The sequence below is a fragment of the Streptomyces sp. 2323.1 genome (genome assembly GCF_900221035.1).
In the GTDB taxonomy this organism is placed as follows: domain Bacteria; phylum Actinomycetota; class Actinomycetes; order Streptomycetales; family Streptomycetaceae; genus Streptomyces; species Streptomyces sioyaensis.
In genome coordinates this window covers 310,009-336,781 of sequence record NZ_LT907981.1, presented here as the reverse complement: position 1 = coordinate 336,781, position 26,773 = coordinate 310,009, and the positions used below count along the sequence as shown (strand labels likewise).

Genomic DNA, 26,773 nt, shown 5'->3' with positions numbered 1-26,773 from the left:
CGTTGGTGGCTGCTGACGACGAGAAGTACATGGAGTACCTGAAGCGGGTGACGACCGAGCTTCGGCAGACCCGTCGCCAGCTTCGCGAAGCTGAGGGCAGGGACCAGGAGCCCATCGCCATCGTCGCGATGAGCTGCCGCTACCCCGGCAGCGTGCGTACTCCGGAAGACCTGTGGCAGCTGGTCGCCGAAGGGGGAGACGCCGTCTCCGACTTCCCGGTCGACCGCGGCTGGGACGTCGACGGCGCCTACGACCCGGACCCGGAGAAGCCGGGCTCCATCTATGTGCGCGAAGGCGGCTTCCTCCACGACGCGGGCTACTTCGACCCGGCGTTCTTCGGGATGAGCCCCCGAGAGGCGCTGGCCACCGACCCGCAGCAGCGGCTGCTGCTCGAAGTGGCCTGGGAGGCCTTCGAACGCGCGGGCATCGACCCGGCGACGGTGCGCGGCTCGAACGGCGGAGTGTTCGTCGGCGCCGCCACCTCCGGCTACGGCATCGGCGTCTCCGACCTCCCCGACGGCGTACAGGGGCTGCTCCTCGCGGGAAACGCCACCTCCGTGGCCTCCGGCCGGATCGCCTACACCCTCGGCCTCGAAGGCCCCGCCGTCACGGTCGACACGGCCTGCTCCTCGTCGCTGGTCGCCCTGCACTGGGCGTGCCATGCGCTGCGCCGCGGCGAATGCGATCTGGCGCTGGCCGGCGGAGTCGCCGTGATGTGCACGCCGGCCATGTTCTTCGAGTTCAGCAGGCAGCGCGGCCTGGCCGCCGATGGCCGCTGCAAGCCGTTCTCCGACGACGCGGACGGCACCGGCTGGTCGGAGGGCGCCGGCATGCTGCTCGTCGAGCGGCTCTCCGACGCGCGGAAGAACGGCCATCCGGTGCTGGCCGTCGTCCGGGGTACGGCCATCAACTCCGACGGTGCGTCCAACGGCCTGACCGCCCCCAACGGCCCCTCGCAGCAGCGGGTGATCCGGTCCGCGCTGTCCCGGGCGGGGCTGTCCCCGAGCGATGTCGACGCCGTCGACGCCCACGGGACGGGTACCTCGCTGGGCGACCCCATCGAGGCACAGGCGCTGCTCGCCACCTACGGAAAGGACCGCGCGGACCACGGGCCGCTGCGGCTCGGCTCGCTCAAGTCCAACATCGGCCACACCCAGTCGGCGGCCGGCGTCGGCAGCGTCATCAAGATGGTCATGGCGATGCACCACGGGACGCTCCCCAAGTCCCTGCACATCTCCGAGCCGTCCCGCCACATCGAGTGGACGGCCGGCGATGTCGAGGTGCTGACCGAGGCGATGCCCTGGCAGCAGGACGGGCGCCCGCGCCGCGCCGGCGTCTCGTCCTTCGGCATCAGCGGAACCAACGCCCACGCCATCCTGGAGGAGGCACCGGCGGACGAGGACGCCCCGGCAGCGGAGGACGACGGCGAGCCCGCCCGCGCACTTCCCCTCGTCCCCTGGGTGGTCTCCGCCCGAAGCGCGGCCGCCCTTCGCGCACAAGCGGCACAGCTGCTGTCGCGGGTCACGCAGGACGAGCTGGACCTGACCGATGTCGGACACTCCCTGACCACCACCCGGACCGCGTTCGAACACCGGGCCGTGGTGCTCGCGGAGGACCGGGCCGCGGCCCTGCGCGGCCTGGAGGAACTGGCCACCCAGGGCACCGAGGGAGCGGGCCCGGGGGTGGTGGGCGGCCGCACGATGCGCGGCGCCACCGCCTTCCTCTTCACCGGCCAAGGGGCCCAACGCGCCGGAATGGGAAGGGAGTTGTACGAGGCCTACCCGGCCTTCGCGGACGCGTTTGATGCAGTGTGTGCGTACTTCGACGGTGAGTTGGCAACTCCGTTGCGGGACGTGGTGTTGGGCGATGAGGCAGAGAGGCTGAATCAGACTGGTTTCACTCAGCCGGCACTCTTCGCGGTGGAAGTGGCCCTCTACCGACTGATCGAGTCCTGGGGCATCAAGCCCAAATACCTGGTCGGTCATTCCATCGGTGAGTTGGTTGCTGCGCATGTGGCGGGGGTGTGGTCGCTGGAGGATGCGTGCCGGCTGGTGGCGGCGCGTGGTCGGTTGATGCAGGCGTTGCCGGCGGGTGGGGCGATGGTGTCGCTCCAGGCATCGGAGGGTGAGGTGTTGCCGCTGCTGGAGGGCCAGGAGCAGCGGGTGAGTGTTGCTGCGGTGAATGGTCCGCGGGCGGTCGTGGTGTCCGGTGAGGAATCCGCGGTGGCGGAGGTCGCCGGGCATTTCGAGGGGCTGGGTCGGAAGGTGAAGCGGCTCCAGGTGAGTCACGCCTTCCATTCGCCGTTGATGGAGCCGATGCTCGGCGAGTTCCGTACCGTCGCCGAGAGTGTGGCGTACGCGGAGCCGCGTATCCCGGTGGTTTCGAATGTTTCCGGTGAGCTCGCTACGGCGGAGCAGCTGACGTCTCCCGAGTACTGGGTGCGGCATGTCCGTGACGCCGTCCGGTTCGCTGACGGTGTCCGGTGGCTCGCCGAGCACGGCGTGACACGGCTCCTGGAGCTGGGGCCCGGCGGCACCCTGACCGCGATGGCACAGGCTTGCCTCTCGGACACGGGTGACGAGGACACCGAGCGGGTGTTCCTCGCCTCCCTGCGGACGGACCGGCCCGAGACCACGTCCGTGATGTCGGCGGTGGCCGGCGCCTTCGCGTCGGGCGCGCCGGTCGACTGGTCGTCGTACTTCGCCGGCACCGGGGCGCGGCGGGTGGATCTGCCCACGTACGCGTTCCAGCGCGAGCGCTACTGGCTGGAATCGACGGGCGCCACACCTGAGCCGCGTGAGCGGTCGGTGGTGGACGGCTGGCGCTATCGGGTGGAGTGGAAGCCGCTTGTGGCGCCGTCGGGTGGGTTGTTGGGCGGTCGTTGGCTTGCGGTGGTGGCTGCGGGTGAGGCGTGGTCCGAGGCTGTCGTGGAGGGGCTGGCGGCGTGTGGTGTGGCGGTCGAGCGGGTGGAGTGTGTCGCGGGGGAGGTGGACCGGGGGCTGTTGGCTGAGCGGGTGCGTGAGGTGGCTGGTGAGGAGCCGGTTGCCGGGGTGCTGGTGGTGGATTGCGCGGATGTGGCGCGTAGCGCTGTGGTGGTGCAGGCGCTGGGGGACGCCGGTGTCGGTGGGCGTGTGTGGCTGGTGACACGGGGGGCTGTCGCGGTGGGCCGGTCGGATGGTGGGCCGGATCCGGTGCAGGCTGCGGTGTGGGGTCTGGGTCGGGTGGCTGCGTTGGAGCTGCCGGATCGTTGGGGTGGTCTGGTGGATCTTCCGGAGGCCGTGGACCGTCGGGCTCTTGATCGGCTCGCTGGCGTTTTGGCTGATGGTGGCGAGGATCAGGTTGCGGTGCGGGCGTCGGGGGTGTTCGGGCGGCGGCTGGTGCATGCGCCGGCTCCGGCTGGGGACGTGGAGGGTGGTTGGCAGCCGCGCGGCACGGTGCTGATCACGGGTGGCACGGGCGCCCTCGGTGCTCGTGTGGCGCGTTGGGTGGCTGAGCGCGGTGCGGAGCATGTGGTGCTGACCAGCCGCCGGGGTCTGGAGGCTCCTGGTGCGGTGGAGCTGGAGGCGGAGCTGTCGGCGCTCGGTGTGCGGGTGACGGTGGCGGCCTGCGATGTCGCGAACCGGGATGCGGTGGAGGAGCTGTTGGCGGGCTGTTCCGTGGACGCCGTCGTGCATGCGGCAGGTGTAGTGGACTCCGTGCCCTTGGGCGACGTGGATGCGGAGCACTTCGCTGAGGTGATGGGGGCCAAGGTCGCCGGTGCTGTGGTGCTGGATGAGGCATTGCGGGATCGGGCGCTGGATGCCTTTGTGGTGTTCTCGTCGATCGCTGGTGTGTGGGGGAGTGGTGGTCAGGCGGCGTATGCGGCGGGGAATGCCTTCGTCGAGGGTCTGGTGGAAGCGCGTCGTGCGCGGGGTGCGGTGGGTTGTGCGGTGGCGTGGGGTCCGTGGGCCGGCGGCGGAATGGCCGGCGTGGAGGGCGCGGAGGAGCATCTGCTGCGGCGTGGGCTGAGGGCGCTCGACCCGGCTCTTGCGGTGTCGGCGTTGGAGTCGGCGGTTGGCGCGGGTGAGGGTTCGGTGGTCGTGGCGGATGTGGAGTGGGAGCGCTTCGCTCCGGCGTTCACGAGTGCCCGTCCGAGTCCCTTGCTGGAGGATCTGCCGGAGGTGCGGGTGGCGTTGGCGGCCGGCGTCGGCAGTGCGGGTGCCGGTGCCGGCGTGATGCGGGAGCGGCTGTCCGGGCTGTCGGTTGTGGAGCGGGAGCGCGCGCTGTTGGAGTTGGTGCGAACCCATGCCGCAGCGGTCCTCGGCTACCCAAAGCCCGAGTCGCTCGAAGCGCGCTCTGCCTTCCGGGACTTGGGCTTTGACTCGCTGACCGCTGTGGAGTTGCGCGGCCGGTTGAACACCGAAACCGGTCTGCGGCTGCCCGCCACCGTCGTCTTCGACTATCCGTCGCCGGTCGATCTGGCACGCTTCCTGGGCGATGAGCTGTTCGGCACCGGGGCGGACGCGGTCCCTGGTCTGCCGGTGCCGGCTTCCGTCTCGGACGATCCGGTGGTCATCGTCGGGATGAGCTGCCGGCTTCCCGGTGGGGTCGTCAGCCCCGAGGACCTGTGGCGGCTGGTGGCCGGGGCCGAGGATGCGATCTCCGAGCTTCCCGATGACCGTGGCTGGGACCTCGATGCCCTCTATGACCCGACTCCGGGCCGGCCTGGGAAGAGCTACTCGCGCCACGGCGGATTCGTCAGCGGCGTCGACCAGTTCGATCCGGCGTTCTTCGGTATCAGCCCACGGGAAGCGGTCGCGATCGACCCGCAGCAGCGGCTGCTGCTCGAGACCTCCTGGGAGGCGCTGGAGCGTTCCGGTATTGATCCGCAGACGTTGCGGGGGAGCCGGGCCGGGGTCTTCGTCGGTTCCAACGGCCAGGACTACCCCGCCCTGCTGCTGAGCACTCCGGAAGGCCAGGACGGCTACCTCGGTACCGGGAACGCAGCAGCTGTGGTGTCGGGCCGGATCTCGTATGCGCTGGGTCTGGAGGGGCCCGCGGTCACAGTGGACACGGCGTGTTCGTCGTCGCTGGTCGCCCTGCACCTGGCTGCGCAGTCCCTGCGCTCGGGTGAATGTGATCTGGCGCTGGCCGGTGGTGTGACCGTGATGTCAACGCCGGGTGCGTTCATCGAATTCAGCCAGCAGCGTGGCCTTGCCGCCGATGGCCGGTGCAAGGCGTTCTCGGATGCTGCGGATGGCACCGGTTGGGGCGAGGGCGCCGGTGTGTTGGTGGTGGAGCGGTTGTCTGATGCGCGGCGTAATGGCCATCGGGTGTTGGCGGTCGTACGCGGCTCCGCCGTGAACCAGGACGGCGCTTCCAACGGTCTGACGGCGCCGAATGGTCCGTCGCAGCAGCGGGTGATTAGGCAGGCGCTGGCGGGTGCGGGACTGTCGCCGTCGGACGTGGATGTGGTGGAGGCGCACGGCACCGGTACGTCCCTGGGCGATCCGATCGAGGCGCAGGCGCTGCTTGCGACGTACGGTCAGGGCCGGGACGAGGACCGGCCGTTGTGGCTGGGTTCGGTGAAGTCGAATATCGGGCACACCCAGGCGGCTGCGGGTGCGGCCGGTGTCATCAAGATGGTGCTGGCCTTGCAGCACGGTGTGCTGCCGCAGACCCTGCATGCCGATCAGCCGTCGTCGCATGTGGACTGGTCGGCGGGCGACGTGCGGCTGCTCACCGAGGCTGTGGAGTGGCCGGAGGGGGAGCGGCTTCGTCGGGCCGGCGTGTCTGCGTTTGGGGTGAGTGGGACCAACGCGCATGTGGTGATCGAGCAGGCTCCGGTGGAGGAGAGCTCGGACGCGCTGCCGGTTGGTGGTGTGGGTGTGGTGCCGTGGGTGGTGTCCGCGCGGAGCCGGGAGGGGCTGCGGGCGCAGGCGCAGCGGTTGTTGGCGCATGTGGAGGCGCGGCCTGAACTCCGTCTGCCGGAGGTGGGGTTCGCCCTGGCCACGACGCGTTCGGCGTTTGAACACCGGGCCGTCGTCCTCGGCACCGAGCGCAGTGCGCTGGTTGACGGACTCAGGACGCTGGCCACAGGTGGCGAAGCCGCTTCCGTGGTGAGCGCTCTGGCTGCACCCGAAGCGCGACTGGCGCTGCTGTTCACCGGGCAGGGTGCGCAGCGGCTGGGGATGGGGCGCGAGTTGTACGACGCGTTCCCGGCGTTCGCCGATGCCTTTGACGCCGTCTGTGCGCACTTTGACGGCGAGCTGGCGACTCCGTTGCGGGATGTGATGTTCGGTGAGGACGCGGAGCGTCTGAACCAGACCGGGTTCACTCAGCCGGCATTGTTCGCCGTCGAAGTGGCGCTGTTCCGGCTGGTGGAGTCGTTCGGCGTACGGCCCGACTATCTGGTGGGTCATTCCATCGGTGAGTTGGTGGCTGCGCACACCGCTGGCGTGCTGTCGCTGGAGGACGCGTGCCGTCTGGTGGCGGCCCGTGGTCGCCTGATGCAGGCACTCCCCGAGGGTGGCGCGATGGTCGCCCTTCAGGCCACCGAAGACGAGGTGGTGCCGCTGCTGGAAGGTCAGGAGCAGCGGGTGAGCATCGCTGCGGTGAACGGTCCGCAGTCGGTCGTGGTCTCGGGTGAGGAAGCGGCAGTGGCCGAGATCGCCGGGCGCTTCGAGTCCGACGGGCGGAAGGTGAAGCGGCTCCAGGTCAGCCACGCCTTCCACTCCCCGCTGATGGAGCCGATGCTTGACGAGTTCCGTACCGTCGCGGAGAGCGTGGCGTACGCGGAGCCCCGTATCCCGGTGGTCTCTAATCTGACCGGCGCGCTCGCCACCTCACAGGAGCTGACGTCCCCCGACTACTGGGTGCGGCACGTCCGTGAAGCCGTGCGCTTCGCCGACGGCATCCGCTGGCTGGAGGCACACGACGTCACCCGGTTCCTGGAAATCGGGCCGGACGGCACCCTGACCGCCATGGCTCAGGGATGCCTCGACAGTGATAGCGACGTGCACGCGGACCATGTCCTCATCCCCGCTCTGCGTGGCGATGACCGTGGAGAGGTATCCGCGCTGCTGACTGCCGCCGGCCAGGCCTTCGTCCACGGCACCGCCATCGACTGGCAGGCATTCTTCCCCGCCACCGAAAGCACCACTACCACCGAAAACACCGCTCCCGCCCCCACCCCCATCGACCTCCCCACCTACGCCTTCCAACACCAGCGCTACTGGCCCCGGTTCACGGGCCTGCCGGCCGGCGATCTCGGCTCTGCCGGGCTGGAGTCCGCGCAGCACCCCTTGCTGGGCGCTGCCCTCTCCCTGGCCGACAGCACAGACCGCACGGACAGCACGGACAGTGCGTACGGCACCGCCGAGACCGGCGCCGTGGTGTTCACCGGCCGGGTGTCCGTCGCCGCTCAGCCCTGGCTCGCCGAGCATGTCGTCTCGGGCTCGGTGCTGCTCCCCGGCACCGCCTTCCTCGAACTGGCCGTCCGTGCCGGGGACCAGGTCGGTTGCGGGCAGGTGGAAGAACTGACGCTGCAGGCGCCCCTCGTCCTGTCGGAGCGAGGTGCCGTACAGCTCCAGGTGGCCGTCGGGGCCGCGGACGAGTCCGGGCGCCGAACGCTGAGCGTCTACTCCCGGCCGCAGGATGCGGAGATGGAACAGCCCTGGATACGCCACGCTGCCGGCGTACTCGGCACGGACAGTGCGGCGCCCGGCGCTGACCTGTCCCAGTGGCCGCCGGCTGGTGCGGAGCCGGTCACCGTCGAGGGGCTGTACGAGGGGCTGACGGCGGCGGGATTCGGCTACGGTCCGGTCTTCCGCGGACTGCGCCAGGTATGGAGCCGTGGCGACGAGTTGTTCGCCTCGGTCGAACTTCCGGAGAGCGCCGTCCCCGACGCGGCCGGCTTCGGGCTGCACCCGGCGCTGCTGGACTCGGCGCTGCACGCACTCGGACTCGTGGCCGCGGACCAGGCGGACGAGGGTCGGGGCAGGCTGCCCTTCTCCTGGTCGGGGGTGACGCTGCACGCGTCCGGAGCGTCGGTGCTGCGTGCCCGGCTGTCCGTGCACGGTCCCGACGCGGTCGCCCTGGAGCTGGCCGATGCCTCGGGCGGGCCCGTCGCGACGATCGACTCCCTGGTCCTGCGACCGGTGTCGGCAGACGGGATCGCCCAGGCCAAGGCCGGCCGGCAGGACACCGCGCTGCACACGATGGACTGGATTCCGCTGCCGGAGCCCACCGAGGGCAGCGGGCACACCGCGCCCCCGGTACCCCTCGATGTGGCCGTCGACCCATCCGACGGCACCGACGCCACCGACGACCCACTCGACCTCTCTGCGACCGGCGCGTCCGTATACCCGGACCTAGATTCGCTTCCCCAGGGCGAGGTGCCGTCCCACGTCCTGCTGCGGCTGGACGCTCCCGGCGGTGACCCGGCCGCCGCCGCACACACCGCGACCCATCGGGCGCTCGGGCTGCTCCACGCCTGGCTGGCCGAGGAGCGGTTCGCCGCGGCCCGGCTGGTCGTCGTCACCCAGGGCGCGGTCACCGTGGACGAACGGCGACCGGATCCGGCGCTGGCCGCCGTCTGGGGGCTGGTCCGGTCGGCGCGTTCGGAGAACCCGGACCGGTTCACGCTGGTCGATCTCGACGGGGCGAGCGAGTCCCTCGCCGTGCTCCCCGCCGCGCTGGCCTCCGACGAGCCCGAACTGGCCGTACGCGCGGGCCAGGTCTACGTCCCGAGGCTCCGCAGGCACGTACGGCCGGATGCACTGCCCGTGCCCGGGCAGAGCGGCGCGTGGTGCCTGGACATCGCGGAGAAGGGCACGCTGGAGAACCTGCACCTCGCGGAGTCGCCCACGGCGCAGGCCGAGTTGGGCGCCGGGCAGGTGCGGATCGCGGTACGCGCCGCCGGGCTGAACTTCCGTGATGTGCTGAACGCACTCGGCATGTATCCGGGTGACGCCGTGGCCCTGGGGATCGAGGGCGCCGGCGTGGTCACCGAGGTCGGACCCGGGGTGACCGGGTTCTCCCCGGGCGACCGGGTGATGGGGCTGTTCACCCAGTCCTTCGGCCCCCTCGCGGTGGCCGACGGGCGCACCCTCGCCCGCATACCCGAGGGCTGGTCGTTCGCGCAGGCCGCATCGGTTCCGGTGGTGTTCCTGACGGCGTACTACGCCTTGGTGGACCTGGGGGAGCTCCAGGCGGGCGAGTCGGTGCTGGTGCATGCCGCCGCGGGTGGTGTGGGGATGGCCGCGGTGCAGCTGGCGCGGCATCTGGGCGCCGAGGTGTTCGGCACCGCGAGCCCGGGGAAGTGGGAGACCCTGCGGTCGTCGGGTCTGGACGAGGCGCATATCGCGTCGTCGCGTGATCTGGACTTCGAGCGGTCGTTCCTGGACGCGACTGCGGGCCGGGGTGTCGATGTCGTGCTGGATTCCCTGGCGCGGGAGTTCGTGGACGCCTCGCTGCGGCTGCTGCCGCGGGGCGGGCGGTTCCTGGAGATGGGCAAGACCGACGTCCGCGACGCACAGGAGGTGGCGGCCGCACACGCGGATGTGCGCTACCAGGCGTTCGATCTGTTTGACGCCGGTCCGGAGCGGATCGGGGAGATGCTGACCGCACTCGTCGCCCTCTTCGAGCAGGGCGCGCTGCGCCCGCTGCCGCTCACCGCGTGGGACGTACGGAAGGCACCCGAGGCGTTCCGATACCTCAGCCAGGCCAAGAACGTCGGCAAGGTCGTGCTGACCATGCCGGTTCCGCTCGATGCGGAAGGGACGGTCCTGGTCACGGGCGGTACCGGTGGTCTGGGCGCGCTGGTGGCCCGGCATCTGGTGGCCGAGCACGGGGTCCGCCATCTGCTGTTGGCGAGCCGCCGTGGCGGACAGGCTCCGGGCGCCGACGCGCTGCGCGACGAACTCGCCGCCCTCGGCGCCGAGGTCACCGTCGCCGCCTGTGACACCGCCGATCGCGAGGCGCTGCGCGGGCTGCTCGGCTCCGTCCCGCCACAGCATCCGCTGACCGCGATCGTGCACACGGCCGGGGTGCTCGACGACGGGGTGCTGTCCTCACTGACGCCCGAGCGGCTGGATGCCGTGCTCGCGCCGAAGGCGGACGCGGTCAGCACCCTGCAGGAGCTGACCCGGGACGAGGACCTGGCGGCGTTCGTCGTCTTCTCCTCCGTCGCCGGCATGTTCGGCGGCTCGGGGCAGGGCAACTACTCGGCGGCGAATGCCTTCCTGGACGCGTTCGCGCAGGCCAGGCACGGTGTGGGGCTGCCCGCCACGTCACTGGCATGGGGTCCGTGGGCCCCCGGCGCGGGGATGACCGGCGAGCTGACGGACGCCGACCTCACGCGGATGGCGCGGGGCGGCATGCTGCCGTTCACGGCCGAGCAGGGCCTGGCGGCATTCGACGCCGCATTCGGGACGGCCGAAGCGGTCTACGCCCCGGTGCGGCTCGATCACGCGGCGCTGCGGGCACCGCACTCCGCGCCGCCGGCGCTCCTGCGCGCTCTGGTGACCGGGTCCGCCCGCCGCTCGGCCGCGTCGGCGTCCCCCGGTGACGCCGCGGAGAGCCTGCGGACCCGGCTGGCCGCGCTGCCGGCCGCCGAGCGGGAGCCGGCCGTGCTGGAGCTCGTCCGCACGCAGGCAGCGCTCGTGCTCGGGCACGCCGGCCCCGAAGCCGTCGAGCCGGCACGGGACTTCCGTGGCCTGGGCATCGACTCGCTCACCGCCGTCGAGCTGCGCAACCGGCTGGGCGCCGCGACCGGTCTGCGGCTGCCCGCGACGCTCGTCTTCGACTACCCGTCGCCGGTAGCGCTGGCCGGCCATGTGTGCACCGAACTGTTCGGAGACGAGCCGGCCGCCGCCCCGGCCGCCGTGGCAGACCGTCCGGCGACCGGCGAGGAGCAGCTCGCCATCGTCGCCATGAGCTGCCGGTTCCCGGGCGGGGCGGGCAGCCCCGAGGAGTTCTGGTGGCTGCTGGCCGACGGCGTGGACGCGCTGTCGCCGCTGCCGGCCGACCGGGGCTGGCAGACCGACGGCGACGCAGCCCGGGTCGAGGGCGGATTCCTCTACGACAGCGGCGACTTCGACGCGGACTTCTTCGGCATCTCGCCGCGTGAGGCCGTCACCATGGACCCGCAGCAGCGGCTGCTGCTGGAGATCTCGTGGGAGGCACTGGAGCGCGCCGGCATCGACCCGGCGGCGCTGCGCGGCAGCCGCACCGGAGTGTTCGCGGGGACGAACTACCAGGGCTACGGCTCGGCCGCACACACGCTGCCCGAGGGCACCGAGGGGCAGTTGCTCACCGGCCACGCCACCAGCGTGACGTCCGGCCGGGTCTCCTACGCCCTCGGGCTCGAAGGCCCCGCCGTCACCGTCGACACGGCCTGCTCGTCGTCGCTGGTGGCGCTGCATCTGGCCGCCCAGGCCCTGCGGCTCGGGGAGTGCGATCTCGCCTTCGCGGGCGGGGTCACCGTCATGGCCACCCCGGGTGCCTTCGTGGAGTTCGGCCGGCAAGGGGGACTGGCGGGCGACGGGCGGTGCAAGGCCTTCGCCGACGACGCGGACGGCACCGGCTGGGGCGAGGGCGCGGGCATCGTCCTCGTCGAGCGGCTCTCCGACGCGCGGCGCAACGGGCACCCGGTGCTCGCCGTGCTCCGCGGCTCCGCGGTCAACCAGGACGGCGCGTCGAACGGTCTGACCGCCCCCAATGGCCCCTCCCAGCAGCGGGTCATCCGGGCCGCGCTGGCCAACGCCGGGCTCGACGCCCATGAGGTGGACGCGGTCGAGGCACACGGCACCGGGACCTCGCTGGGCGATCCGATCGAGGCCCAGGCGCTGATCGCCACCTACGGCCAGGACCGCGAAGCGGACCGGCCGTTGTGGCTGGGGTCGGTGAAGTCCAACATCGGACACACCCAGGCCGCGGCCGGCGTCGCCGGTGTGATCAAGATGGTGCTGGCGCTCCAGAAGGGCGTCCTGCCCCGCACGCTGCACGTCACCGAGCCCTCCTCGCACGTCGACTGGTCGGCCGGCGAGGTGCGGCTGCTGACCCGGGCCGAGGAGTGGCCACAGCTCGAACTGCCGCGCCGGGCCGCGGTGTCCTCGTTCGGGATCAGCGGCACCAATGCGCATGTGGTGCTGGAGCAGTACGGGGCGGCGGACGGCGGGCCGGAGGGGGACAACCCTCAACCCCTCGACGGCACCGTGCCCGCCGGGGACGATGGGCCTGTCGATCAGTCGGGACCCGTCGTCTGGCCGCTGTCCGCCCGCTCTGCCGCCGCACTCCGCGACCAGGCGAAGCGGCTGCGCGCCCACCTCACCGACCGCCCGGAGCTGCCGGTACGCGATGTCGGGTACTCGCTCGCCACCACCCGGGCCGCCTTCGACCACCGGGCGGCGCTGGTCGCCGGGGACCGGGACGCGTTCCTGACGGGACTCGCCGCGCTGGCCCGCGGGGAGGACGCGGCGGAGCTGGTGCGCGGGCGCGCGGACACCGGGGGGAAGCTCGCCTTCCTCTTCAGCGGTCAGGGCTCCCAGCGCGCCGGCATGGGACGCGAGCTCCATGCGCGCTTCCCCGCCTATGCGACGGCCTTCGACGAGGTCTGCGCGGAGTTCGACCGCCACCTCGAACGGCCGCTGCGCGAGCTCGTCTTCGCGGACGAGGGGACGCCCGAGGCCGCGCTGCTCGACCGCACCGCCTACACCCAGCCCGCGCTGTTCGCCGTGGGAACGGCACTCCACGCGCTGGTCGGATCGTGGGGTATCAGGCCCGATGTCCTGATCGGCCACTCCATCGGAGAGCTGACCGCCGCGCACGTGGCCGGGGTGCTGACCCTGCAGGACGCGTGCCGTCTGGTCGCCGCCCGTGGCCGGCTGATGCAGGCACTGCCGGAAGGCGGCGCCATGATCGCCGTTCAGGCCGCCGAAGAAGAGGTGGCGCCCCTGTTGGAGGGCCTGGCGGACCGGGCGGGGATCGCCGCGGTGAACGGGCCGTCGGCCGTCGTCGTCTCCGGCGAGCAGGATGCGGTCACCGAGATCGCCGGACAGCTGGCCGAACGCGGGCGAAAGACTAGGCGTTTGCGGGTCAGCCATGCGTTTCACTCTCCACTGATGGACGCGATGCTCACGGAGTTCGGCGAGATCGCGCGGGGTGTGCGCTATGCACCGCCGCGCCTTCCCGTCGTCTCCAACCTCACCGGGGAACCGGCGACCGACGCCGACCTGACCTCGCCCGAATACTGGGTGCGGCATGTGCGGGAGGCCGTCCGTTTCTGCGACGGCATCCGCCGGCTGGAGGCCGACGGCGTACGGACGTATCTGGAGCTGGGGCCCGACGGCGCGCTCGCCGCCACGGCATGGGAGAGCCTGCGCGCGCCCGATGAGGACACCGCCGCGCTCCCCGTGCTGCGGCGCGACCGGCCCGAGGTGCGCAGCGCTCTCCTTGCCGCGGCGAGCCTGCACGTACGCGGACTCGGGGCGGGTCCCGCCGCGCTGTACGGCAGGGGGGCGCGCCGGGTCGAGCTGCCCACCTACGCCTTCCAGCGCCGTCGGTACTGGCTGGAGCCGGCCGGTGCGCAGACCGCGGCCGATGCGGCGCAGACGGTGGACGACCAGTTCTGGGCCGCCGTGGAGCACGCCGACCCGGGCGAGCTGGCCGAGCGTCTCCACCTGGCCGGTGACGCTCCGCTGAGCGAGGTCCTGCCCGCGCTGTCCTCGTGGCGCCACCAGCAGCGAGAACGCACCGTCGCCGACGGCTGGGAATACCGGGTCACCTGGCGGCCGGCCGGCGAGGCCCCGGCTCCGGTGCTGTCCGGCACCTGGCTGCTCGCCCACCCCGCGGGCTGCGGCGGACGTGCCTGGGAGACGGCGATCGCGGCCGGGCTCACCGCCCATGGGGCGGCCGGAGTCGTCCCGGTCGAGGTCGACTGCGGCCGCGCCGACCGCAAGTCGCTCGCCGACCAACTGGGCACGCTGCTGGCCGAGTCGGGCCCCGTGGACGGCGTGCTGTCCCTGCTCGGCACGGACGAGGAGCCGCACCGGAGCCAGCCCGCCACACCCGGCGGGCTCGCCGCCACCATGGCCCTCGTCCAGGCCCTCGACGACCTGGGCACCGGCGCGCCACTGTGGTGCGCGACCACCGGAGCCGTGGCCGTACGGGAGCGCGAGGCCGTGCCCTCTCCCGTACAGGCCGCGGTCTGGGGCCTGGGACGGGTCGCCGCGCTGGAGCAGCCGCAGAGCTGGGGCGGTCTGGTCGATCTGCCCGCGGAGCCCGATGAGCGGGCCGTGGAGCGGCTGTGCGCGGTCCTGGAGGCCGGGCCGGGCGAGGACCAGGTCGCCGTCCGCGGCTCTGGGGTGTTCGTCCGGCGACTGGTCCGGGCCCAGGCCCCGGACACCGCCGGGCCCGGCACCGACGAGCCGTGGGTGTGCACCGGAACCGTCCTGATCACCGGGGGCACCGGCGCGCTCGGCGCACACGTGGCCCGCCGGCTGGCCGGCCGGGGCGCCGCACACCTGATCCTGGCGGGCCGGCGCGGTCTGCAGGCCGAAGGCGCGGCCGAGCTACAGGCCGAACTGACCGCCCGCGGCACCCGGGTGACGGTCGCCGCCTGCGACGCCGCCGACCGGGACGCGCTGGCGCGGCTGCTGGCCGAGCACCCCGTCGACGCGGTGTTCCACGCCGCGGGCGTGCTCGACGACGGGCTGATCGCCGGGCTCGACGGCGCCCGCCTGGACGCCGTGCTGCGCGCCAAGATGACGGCCGCGGCACATCTGCACGAACTGACCGACGGCCTGACCGCGTTCGTGCTGTTCTCCTCCTTCGCCGGTACGGCGGGGGCGACCGGCCAGGCCAACTACGCCGCCGCCAACGCCTACCTGGACGCCCTCGCCCAGCACCGGCACGCCCTGGGACTGCCGGCCACCTCCCTCGCCTGGGGCCCGTGGGCCGGCGCCGGGATGGCGGCCGGCGCCACGGGCGACGAGCAGCTGGCCGAGCGCCTCACCCGGGGCGGTATGGGCACGCTCGACCCGCGGCTCGCGGTCGACGCGCTGGAGCGGGCGCTCACCCGTGGCGACACCACGCTGACCGTGGCCGACGTGGAGTGGGCGCGGTTCGTACCCGGCTTCACCGCGGTGCGGCCCAGCGCGCTGTTCGCCGATCTGCCGGAGGCCCGGCGCGCGGCCCCGGAACGCGAGTCCGCGGACGGTGACGGGCCGGGCGGCCTCCAGGCGCTGCGCGCGCAGCTGGCCGGGCGGAGCGAGACGGACCAGGAACGCGTCCTCGTCGCCCTCGTCCGGACCAGTGTCGCCGGCGTTCTCGGGCACGACTCCGTGGACGCGATCGACCCGAAGCGGGCGTTCAGCGAGCTGGGCTTCGACTCGCTCATGGCCGTCGAGCTGCGCAACCGGCTCGGTCTCGCCACCGGCACCCAGCTGCCCGCCACGCTGCTGTTCGACCACCCGACCGCCGCGACCCTCGCCCGCCATCTGCGGACGCAGGTCGCGGCGGGGGAGACGGCCGGGGCGCTGCCCGCGCTCGCCGAGCTGGACCGGCTGGAGGACCTGCTGGCGGAGGTGGCGCAGGACGATCCGCAGCGGGCCAGGATCGCCTCCCGACTGCAGACGCTGCTCACGAAGTGGCACGAGCCGGAGGACACCGAGGCGGAGCCGAAGGACGACGCCGGGGTGAGCGACCGGATCAACTCCGCCACCGCAGACGAGATCTTCGACTTCATCGACAACGACCTCGGCATGTCATGACACGCCGGCCGAAGAACCACCGGAACCGCCACGTGGATGAGGGTGCATGAACGAACAGAAGCTCCTCGAGTACCTCAAGAAGGTCACCAACGACCTCCACCAGACCCGCCAGCGCCTCCAGGAAGTCGAGGCCGGGCGCCAGGAGCCGGTGGCGATCGTGGCGATGAGCTGCCGTTTTCCCGGTGGGGTGGGTTCGCCGGAGGAGTTCTGGCGGCTGCTTGCGGGTGGGGTGGATGCGATCGGTGAGTGGCCGGCGGACCGTGGCTGGGATGTGGAGGCGCTGTACGACCCCGAGCCGGGGGTCCCCGGACGCAGTTACACCCGCTCGGGCGGCTTCCTCGATGACGTCGGCGGTTTCGATGCGGGCTTCTTCGGGATTTCGCCGCGGGAGGCGGTGGCGATGGATCCGCAGCAGCGGTTGCTGCTGGAGACGTCGTGGGAGGCGTTCGAGCGGGCCGGGATCGACCCGGCCGCGCTGCGCGGCAGCCGTACCGGCGTCTTCGCCGGCACCAACGGGCAGGACTACACCGCGCTGCTGCTCGGCGCCGCGGAGGGGCTGGAAGGCCATATCGGCACCGGCAACGCCGCCAGCGTGGTGTCCGGCCGGATCTCCTACGCGCTGGGCCTGGAGGGGCCCGCGGTCACCGTCGACACCGCCTGCTCCTCCTCGCTCGTCGCCCTCCATCTGGCGGCGCAGGCCCTCCGGTCGGGGGAGTGCGACCTCGCGCTGGCGGGCGGGGTCACCGTGATGTCCACGCCCGGTCTGTTCCTGGAGTTCAGCCGGCAGCGCGGACTGGCCGCCGACGGCCGGTGCAAGGCGTTCGCCGACGCGGCCGACGGCACCGCCTGGGGTGAGGGCGCGGGCATGCTCCTGGTCGAGCGGCTCTCCGACGCGCGGCGCCACGGCCACCCCGTCCTCGCCGTCCTGCGCGGCTCCGCCGTCAACCAGGACGGCGCCTCGAACGGCCTCACCGCCCCCAACGGCCCCTCCCAGCAACGCGTCATCTGGCAGGCGCTGTCCGGCGCGGGCCTGGCCACGGCGGACGTCGACATGGTGGAGGCCCACGGCACCGGTACGACACTCGGCGACCCCATCGAGGCCCAGGCGCTCCTGGCGACCTACGGGCAGGACCGGGAGACCGACCGGCCGCTGTGGCTGGGATCCGTCAAGTCCAACATCGGGCACACCCAGGCAGCGGCGGGCGTGGCCGGTGTCATCAAGGCCGTGCTCGCCCTCCACGAAGGGCTGATGCCCTCGACGCTGCACCTCGACCGGCCCTCGTCCCACGTCGACTGGTCGGCGGGGAACGTCTCGCTGCTCGCCGACGCCACTCCCTGGCCCGACCACGGGCGGCCGCGCCGGGCCGCGGTCTCCTCCTTCGGCGTCAGCGGCACCAACGCCCATGTCATCCTCGAACAGGCCCCGGCCCCAGAGCCCGTCCCCGAGGCCGACGGTGTCCCCGCGACGGACGCCGGCTCCCGGCCACTCGCCTTCCCGCTCTCCGCGCGCACCGCGGAATCGCTGCGTACGCTCAGCGCCCGGCTGCACGAGCGGCTGTCCGACCGGCCGGCGCCGCCGCTGCGCGACCTCGCCTGGTCGCTGGCCACCACCCGTACGGCCTTCGAGGAACGGGCCACCGTGATCGCCGCCGACCACGAGGAGCTGCTGCGCGGCCTGGACCTGCTCGCCCGCGACGTTCCGGCCCCCGGAGTGGTGCGCGGCACGAGCGGCGCGGACGGCCGGACCGCCTTCGTCTTCCCCGGCCAGGGCTCCCAGTGGGACCGGATGGCCACCGAACTCCTCGATACGGATGCGGAGTTCCGCGCCCGCTTCACCGAGTGTGCCCAGGCCGTGGAACGGTTCTCCGGCTGGTCCCTGGACGAGGTGCTGCGCGGTGCGGAGGGGGCGCCGTCCCTCGATCGCGTCGATGTCGTCCAGCCCGCGCTGTTCGCCGTGATGGTCGCCCTGGCGGGGCTCTGGCGCGCCCGTGGGGTGGAGCCCGACGCCGTCGTGGGGCACAGCCAGGGCGAGATCGCCGCCGCCTGTGTCGCCGGGGCGCTGAGCCTGGAGGACGCCGCCCGGGTCGTCGTCCTGCGCAGCCGCGCGCTGACCGCACTCGCGGGGCGCGGCGGCATGATGTCCGTCCTGCTGCCGCTGCCCGAGGTCGAGGAGCGCCTCGCACCTTGGGGCGAGGCCATCTCGGTCGCCGCCGTCAACGGCCCCCGCTCCGTGGTCGTCTCCGGAGCAGCGGACGCTCTCGACGAGCTGTTCGCCGCGCTGGAGGCCGACGGGGCCCAGGTCCGCCGGATACCGGTCGACTATGCGTCGCACTCCGCGCAGGTCGAGGAGATCCGTGCGCAACTGCTCGCCGACCTGGCACCGGTCAGCCCGCGCAGCGGCGCCACCCCGTTCTTCTCCACGGTGACCGGCGACTGGATCGACACCGGCCGGCTGGACGCCGAGTACTGGTACCGCAACCTGCGCCGGACCGTACGCTTCGAACACGCCGTCCGCTCCTTGGCCGAACAGGACTACCGCGCCTACGTCGAGGCCTCACCGCACCCCGTGGTGACCACCGCCGTACGCGAGACGCTCGACGCACTCGACATCGCGGACGCCGCCGTGGTCGGCACCCTCCGCAAGGGGGAGGGCGGCCCCCGGCGGTTCCTCACCTCGCTCGCCGAACTGTCCGTCGCCGGCGGGCCGGTCAGCTGGCGCACGGTTCTCGACCCCGCCGGGACAGGCGGCGCCCGGCGGATCAGCCTGCCGACCTACCCCTTCCAGCGGCGCCGCTACTGGCCCGAGCCCGCCCCCGCCCTGCGCGGCGGCCCCGGCGACGCCACCGACTCCCGCTTCTGGGAGGCCGTCGAGAGCGGCGATGCCGACACGCTCGGCGCCGCGCTGGCCCTCGACCCGGCCACCCTCGACGAGCTGCTGCCCGCCCTGTCCGACTACCGCCGGCGCCACCGCGAAGGGGCGCAGGCCGACTCGTGGCGCTACCGCATCACCTGGAAGCCCGTCCCCGCCGGCGCCGCCCCGGCCACCTTCCGCGGCACCTGGCTGGTCGTCACCACCGGCGACCACACCCCGGCCGACGACCTGACCACGGCGCTCTCGGCGGCCGGAGCCCACCCCGTGCTCGTGCCGGTGGACGCCGAAGCGGACCGCGCCGCGCTCGCCGGGACGATCGAGGCGGCACTGCGCGGCACGGCCTCCCCGGACGCACCGCTGCCCCCGGTCGCGGGCATCGTCTCCCTGCTCGCCCTGGACGAGGACGACCACCCCGCCCACCCCGGCCTGCCCCGGGGCTTCGCCGCCACCGTCGCCCTCGTCCAGGCACTGGACGACACCGGCGTAGAGGCCCCGCTGTGGTTCGCCACCCGGGGCGCCGTGGCCACCGATCCGCAGCGCGGCGTCACCGCGCCGCGCCAGGCCCTGGTGTGGGGCTTCGGCCGGGTGGTCGCCCTGGAGCAGCCGGAGCGCTGGGGCGGACTGCTCGACCTGCCCGAAACCCTGGACCCGGCCGCCGCCACCGCCATGGTGCGGGCGCTCGCCGGCATCGGCGACGAGGACCAGCTCGCCATCCGGCCGCACGGTGTCGTCGCCCGGCGGCTGGTCCGCGCCGCCACCGGCGAGCTCGACACCACGCGGCGCTGGACTCCCCAGGGCACCGTCCTGGTCACCGGCGGAACCGGCGCCCTCGGACGCCATGTGGCCCGCTGGCTCGCCCGGAACGGCGCACCACACCTGCTGCTCGTCAGCCGGCGCGGCGCCGACACCCCCGGGACCGCCGAACTCGCCGCGGAACTTACCGAGTTCGGCACCCACACCGAATTCGCGGCCTGCGACATCGCCGACCGGGACGCGCTCGCAGACCTGCTCGACACGATCCCCGCCGACCGGCCGCTCACCGCCGTCCTGCACACCGCAGCCGTACTCGACGACGGAACGATCAACTCCCTGACCCCCGCCCAACTGGCCGGAGTGCTCCGGGTGAAGGCCGGCGGCGCCCGCAACCTCGACGAGCTGACCCGCCCGCACGACCTGTCGGCCTTCGTGCTGTTCTCCTCCACCGCCGGCACCATCGGCGCGCCGGGCCACGCCAACTACGCCCCCGGCAACGCCTACCTCGACGCCCTGGCCCAGCAGCGCCGGGCGGCCGGGCACCGGGCCACCTCCATCGCCTGGGGGCCCTGGGCGCAGGCAGGCATGGCCGAGGGCACCGTGGGCGAGCGACTGCACCGGCACGGTGTCCGCGTCATGGACCCCCAGTCGGCCGTCGCCGCGCTGCAACGCGCCCTCGACCACGACGACACCGCGCTGGCCGTCACCGACATCGAATGGGACACCTTCACCCACGCCTACACCACGGCCCGCCCCCGGCCCCTGATCGCCGACCTTCCCGACGCGCAGCGGGCCCGTGCCGCAGCCGCACCGGCGACGGAGGAGACGACCGAAGGCCCCGCACTCGCCCGGCAACTCGCCGCCCTGGGCGAGGCGGAGCAGCGCCAGGCCCTGTCGGAACTCGTCCGCGCCCACATCGCCGCCGTCCTCAACCACACCGACCCCGACGAGGTCGCCCCCCACCGGGCCTTCCGCGAGCTGGGCTTCGACTCCCTCATGGCGGTCGAACTCCGCAACGCGCTCAGCACGGCCATCGGCAAACGGCTCCCGGCCACCCTCATCTTCGACCACCCGACCCCGGCAGCACTGGCCACCCGGCTGCGCACCGAGCTGGACCTCGACGAGGCGCCGGCCCCGGCCGCGGTGGTCTCCGCCAAGGCGACGGCCGACGAGCACGACCCCATCGCCCTCGTGGCGATGAGCTGCCGTTTTCCCGGTGGGGTGGGTTCGCCGGAGGAATTCTGGCAGCTGCTCTCGGGCGGGGTGGACGCGATCGGTGAGTGGCCGGCGGACCGTGGCTGGGATGTGGAGGCGCTGTACGACCCCGAGCCGGGGGTCCCCGGACGCAGTTACACCCGCTCGGGCGGCTTCCTCGATGACGTCGGCGACTTCGACGCGGGCTTCTTTGGGATTTCGCCGCGGGAGGCGGTGGCGATGGATCCGCAGCAGCGGTTGCTGCTGGAGACGTCGTGGGAGGCGTTCGAGCGGGCCGGGATCGACCCGGTCGCGCTGCGCGGCAGCCGTACCGGCGTCTTCGCCGGAACCAACTACCAGGACTACTCCTCCCGTTCCCTCGCCTCGGCACCGGACGCCGAGGCACACCTCGGCACCGGCAACTCCGCGAGCGTGATGTCCGGCCGCCTCTCCTACACCTTCGGTCTGGAGGGGCCCGCGGTCACCGTCGACACCGCCTGCTCCTCCTCCCTCGTCGCCCTCCATCTGGCGGCGCAGGCCCTCCGGTCGGGCGAATGCGATCTCGCGCTGGCCGGCGGCGTCACGGTGATGTCCACCCCGGGGCTCTTCCTGGACTTCAGCCGCCAGCAGGGCCTGGCGGCCGACGGCCGCTGCAAGGCGTTCGCCGACCGCACCGACGGCACCGGCTTCTCCGAGGGCGTCGGCGTCGTCCTGGTCGAGCGGCTCTCCGACGCCCAGCGCAACGGGCACCCGGTGCTGGCGCTGCTCCGCGGCTCCGCCGTCAACCAGGACGGCGCCTCGAACGGCCTCACCGCCCCCAACGGCCCCTCGCAGCAGCGGGTGATCCGCGAGGCCCTGGCCGGCGCCGGCCTGTCCGGCACGGAGGTCGACGCCGTCGAGGCCCACGGCACCGGCACGACACTCGGCGACCCCATCGAGGCCCAGGCGCTCCTGGCCACCTACGGGCAGGACCGGGAAACCGACCGGCCGCTGTGGCTCGGCTCCGTCAAGTCCAACATCGGGCACACCCAGGCCGCCGCCGGTGTGGCGGGCCTGATCAAGATGGTGCTGGCGCTCCAGCACGGCGTCCTGCCGCCCACCTTGCACATCGACCGGCCGTCGACCCATGTGGACTGGTCGGAAGGGGACGTACGGCTGCTCACGGACACCGTGCCGTGGCCCGAGACCGACCGGCCGCGACGGGCGGGGGTCTCCTCCTTCGGCATCAGCGGCACCAATGTGCACGCCATCCTGGAGCAGGCCCCCGCCACCCCCGCCCCGCCGCCGGCCGCCACCCCGTCCGTACCCGTCACCTGGCCCCTCAGCGGCACCACCCGCGACGCCCTCCAGGCACAGGCCGGCCGCCTGCACGCGCATCTCGAAGACCGGCCCGAACTCGGCCTGCAGGACGTGGGACTCTCCCTGGCCACGACCCGGACCGCCTTCGAGCACCGCGCCGCGCTCGTGGGCAGCACCCGGGACGAGCTGCTGAGCGACCTGCGCGCGCTGGCGACCGGCGAGACCGCGACGCAGGTCATCACCGGGGTGGTACGGGGCGAGGGCAGAACAGCGATGCTGTTCACGGGCCAGGGCGCCCAACGCAGGAAGATGGGAAGGGAGTTGTACGAAACCTTCCCGGTCTTCGCGGATGCTTTTGATGCGGTGTGTGCGTACTTCGATGGCGAGTTGGCATCGCCGCTGCGGGACGTGGTGTTTGGCGACGATGCGGAGACGCTGAACCAGACCGGTTTCACCCAGCCGGCGTTGTTCGCGGTGGAGGTGGCGCTGTTCCGGCTCGTCGAGTCCTTCGGCGTACGGCCGGAATTCCTGGTGGGGCATTCCATCGGCGAGTTGGTGGCTGCGCATGTGGCAGGCGTGCTGTCACTGGAGGACGCCTGCCGTCTGGTCGCTGCCCGTGGCCGGTTGATGCAGGCCTTGTCGTCCGGCGGTGCCATGGTCTCGATCCAGGCGTCGGAGGCCGAGGTGCTGCCGCTGCTGGAAGGCCAGGAGCAGCGTGTGAGCATCGCCGCGGTGAACGGTCCGCAGTCGGTCGTGATCTCCGGCGAGGAATCCGCGGTGGCGGAGATCGCCGGGCGCTTCGAGTCCGAGGGGGGCCGGAAGGTGAAGCGCCTCCAGGTCAGCCATGCCTTCCACTCCCCGCTCATGGAACCGATGCTCGACGAGTTCCGTACCGTCGCGGACAGCGTGGCTTACGCGGAGCCCCGTATCCCGGTGGTCTCGAACCTGACCGGCGAGCTGGCCACATCACAGGAATTGGCCTCCCCCGACTACTGGGTGCGCCACGTCCGCGAGTCCGTCCGCTTCGCCGACGGCATCCGCTGGCTGGCGGAGCAGGGCGTGACCCGGTTCCTGGAGATCGGGCCGGACGGCACCCTGACCGCCATGGCGCAGGCGTGCCTGGACGGCGACCGGGCGCTGATCCCCGCGCTGCGCAAGGACAGGTCCGAGACACACGGCCTGATGGCGGCCGTCGGAGCGCTCCACACCTCGGGCGCCGGGCTCGACTGGTCCGCGCTGTTCCCCGGTGCCCGCCGCGTCGATCTGCCGACCTATGCCTTCCAGCGGCGGCGCTACTGGTGGGACGCGGTGGCCGGGGTGGGCGACCTGGACGCCGTGGGGCTGCGCGCGGCCGGTCACCCGCTGCTCGGTGCGGCAGTCACCGTGGCCGGTTCGGAATCCGTGGTCTTCACGGGGCGGCTGTCCCTTGCCACCCATGGCTGGCTCGCCGGACATGCGGTGCTGGGCAGGGTGATCCTGCCGGCGACGGCGTACCTCGACCTCGCCGTCAGCGCCGGTGACCGCACCGGATGCGACCATCTCGCCGAACTCACCCTGGAGGCGCCGCTCGTCCTCCCGGAGCAGGGCGCGGTCCAGCTCCAGGTTGCGGTGAGCGCACCCGACGACACCGGGAGCCGGTCGTTCACCGTGCACTCCCGGCCGGTGGAAGCCGACGATGCCGCGCCCTGGGCCCGGCACGCACAGGGCACCCTGGCCGCCGCCCCGCCCAACGAGCCGGAATCCCTCGGCAGTTGGCCGCCCGCGGGCGCGGAGCCGGTCGGAACGGGGGAGTGGTACGACGCCTTCGCCGACGCCGGGTTCGCCTACGGGACCGCGTTCCAGGGCCTCGGGCGCGTCTGGCGGCGCGGGGACGAGCTGTTTGCCGAGGCCGCCCTGCCCGAGCCGTACCGTGCGGACGCCGCACGGTTCACGCTGCACCCCGCGCTGCTCGATGCGGCCGTGCAGACGCTGCTCGTCGGCGGCCGGGACGCCGAGGGCACGGGTGACGGCGGTGCGATGCTGCCGTTCGCCTGGAGCGGAGTGACGTTCCATGCCGAGGGGGCCGATGCGCTGCGGGTGCGTCTGGCGCCCGCCGAGGGCCGGGCCGATGCCTTCTCGGTGCTGGTCACAGACGTCTCCGGCCGGCCCGTCGCCACGGCCGATGCGCTGACCCTGCGCACGGTCACCCCCGAGCAGCTGCCCGCCTCCCCGCCGGCCGGGCCGGAGGTGCCGCTGCGCCTCGACTGGCAGGCCGCCGCCTCCCTCCCCGCACGCGCCGAGGCCGCGCGGTGGGTCGTGCTCGGCAGCCCGTTCGGCGCCGCGTTCGCGGGACCCTCGGACGCCGGGATCGCGGAGGCGCTGGACACAGCGGGCGTGCACGCGGAGTCGTACGCCGATCTCGACGCGCTGGCGGCCGCGGTGGCCACCGGGATGACGATGCCGGACACCGTGCTGCTGGAGTGCGCACCGGAGGGCGGCACCGACACCCCGGACGTCCGGGGACTGCTCGCGAGCACCCTCGCCGTCTGCCGCCAATGGCTCGCCGAGGAGCGGTTCGCCGGCTCCCGGCTGGTGCTCGTCACCCGGGGCGCCGTCGCCGCCGGGCCCGGGGAGGACGTCAGCGATCTCGCGGGCGCGGCACTGTGCGGACTGGTCCGCACCGCGCAGCTGGAACACCCCGGGCGGCTGTGGCTGCTCGACCTCGACGACAGCGAGGCGTCCCGCAGCGTGCTCGCGGATGCCGTGGCCGCCGCCCCTCCGCAGGCGGTGCTGCGGGCGGGCGAGTTGCGGCTGCCGCACCTCGCCCGTACGGAGCCTGCCCAGGCCCCGGACTCCACGTTCGATCCGGAGGGCACGGTGCTGGTCACCGGGGCCACCGGCGCGTTGGGGCGGCTGCTGGCCCGCCATCTCGTCACCCGGCACGGCGTACGGCACCTGGTGCTGGCGAGCCGCAGCGGCCCCGCGGCCGCCGGGGCGGCGCAGCTGTGCGCGGAGCTGGCCGAGCAGGGAGCGGAAGCCTCCCTGGTGGCCTGCGATGTCGCCGAGCGGGCGGACGTGACGGCACTGCTCGACTCGGTCCCGGCGGGCCACCCGCTGACCGGCGTCGTGCATCTCGCCGGGGTCGTCGACGACGGGGTGCTCACCGCGCTCAGCGAGGAGCGGATCGACCGGACGCTACGCCCGAAGGCCGACGCCGCCTGGCTGCTGCACGAGCTGACCAGGGACCGGAAGCTGTCGGCGTTCGTGCTCTTCTCCTCCGCGGCCGGCACCTTCGGCTCGGCGGGGCAGGCCAACTACGCGGCCGCCAACGCCTTCCTGGACGGGCTGGCCGCGCACCGGGCGGCCCAGGGGCTGCCGGCCACCTCGCTGGCATGGGGGCTGTGGGCCGAGGACGGCGGGATGACGACCGGCCTCGCCGACACCGACCGGCGGCGGATGGCCCGCGGTGGCATGCGGCCGCTCTCCGCCGACGACGGGCTCGCGCTGTTCGACGCCGCGCTGGCGACGGGCGACCCCGCCCTGGTCACCGTGGGCCTCGGCCGGGGCGGACTCGCGGCACTGCTGGGCGGTGCCGCACCTGGCCGGACCCGGCGGACGGTCTCCGCGTCCGCGGCGGACCAGGACGATCTGCTGGCACGGCTGGCGGCCGCCGGCCCCGGCGGGCGGGACGCGCTGCTGCTGGATCTGGTACGGCGTCAGGTCGCCGCGGTTCTCGGCCACGGGTCGCCCGAGGACGTCGAACCGGACCGTGACTTCACCGAGTTGGGCTTCGACTCGCTGACCGCCGTGGAGCTGCGCAACCAGCTCGGCACCGTCACCGGCCTGCGGCTCCCGCCCACGCTCGTCTTCGACGTCGCCACCCCACAGGATCTCGCCGCCCGGCTGGGCGAGGAGCTGACCGCGGGGGGCCTCCCGCAGTCCGGTACCGGCACCGCAGGATCCGACGACCGGCCGTCCGCGACGGGACGGGCCGAGGACACCCTCGGCGCCCTCTTCCGGGGAGCCTGCGAGTCGGGACGGGTGGAAGAGGCATTCGCGCTGCTCCAGGCGGCCGCCCGGCTGCGGCCGACGTTCGACGCGCCGGAGGACGTCGGAGCGCAGTGCACGCCCGTACGCCTCGCACGCGGCGGCGCCTCCCCGGATCCGGCCGAGCCGGTGCTGATCTGCTTCAGCTCGTATGTGGCGCTCGCCGGTGTGCACCAGTACGCCAGGTTCGCCTCCGTCCACCGGGGCACGCGCGACGTATGGGCGCTGCCCACCCCGGGCTTCGGCCGCGGAGAGCTGCTGCCCGCGTCCTTCGACGCGGTCGTACGGGTGCAGGCCGAGGCGGTGCTGCGGTGCGCGGACGGCGGCCCGTTCGTGCTGCTCGGCTCGTCGTCCGGCGGCATCCTGGCCCTGGCCGTGGCGCACTACCTGGAGAAGGCGGGGACACCGCCCGTCGGCGTCGCGCTGCTGGACACCTATCTGCCGCGCGAGGACTCGCCCTTCACCCGGTTCGCCGGCGAGATGATCGGCGGGATGTTCGACCGCGAGTCCCTGTTCGCGCACATGGATTCCGATCGGCTCACCGCGATGAGCTGGTACATCCACGTCGTCGGCGCATGGGCGCCGGACCGGCTGTCCTGCCCCGTGCTGCTGGTGCGCTCCAGTGAGCCGCCGGTGAGCGTCGAGCAGGTCGGAGAGCTCGCGGCGGAGGAGTGGCAGGCGTCCTGGGACGGCGCGGACACCGTGGCCGAGGTACCGGGCAACCACTTCACGATGATGGAGGACCACGCGGGCTCCACCGCGAAGACCGTCACCGCTTGGATGGAGGCCCTGCCGGGCTCCCGGCCGCAGGGCAGTGGCACGCCACGATGAGGGGTGAGGAGAGGCGTGAACCGCCCGGACAACCGCGCGTGGGCGT

2 protein-coding genes are annotated in these 26,773 nt (G+C 73.2%); both read left to right on the top strand.

Annotation, left to right across the window (positions count from 1 at the left end; all coding sequences use genetic code 11):
- The first annotated feature begins 5 nt into the window (after window positions 1-5).
- The gene (locus CPH93_RS01265; protein ID WP_197708730.1) at window positions 6-15,752 is read left to right on the top strand and encodes a type I polyketide synthase; all 15,747 of its coding nucleotides are present in this window, start codon (window positions 6-8) and stop codon (window positions 15,750-15,752) included.
- 46 nt (window positions 15,753-15,798) lie between these two features.
- Window positions 15,799-26,727, top strand: a complete 10,929-nt coding sequence (locus tag CPH93_RS01260; protein ID WP_096211649.1) for a type I polyketide synthase — start codon at window positions 15,799-15,801, stop codon at window positions 26,725-26,727.
- Window positions 26,728-26,773 lie beyond the last annotated feature (46 nt).

Bases quoted from the DNA above. Each gene is read 5' to 3' on its own strand.
- CPH93_RS01260 (WP_096211649.1), top strand. From the start codon at position 15,799: ATGAACGAACAGAAGCTCCTCGAGTACCTCAAGAAGGTCACCAACGAC.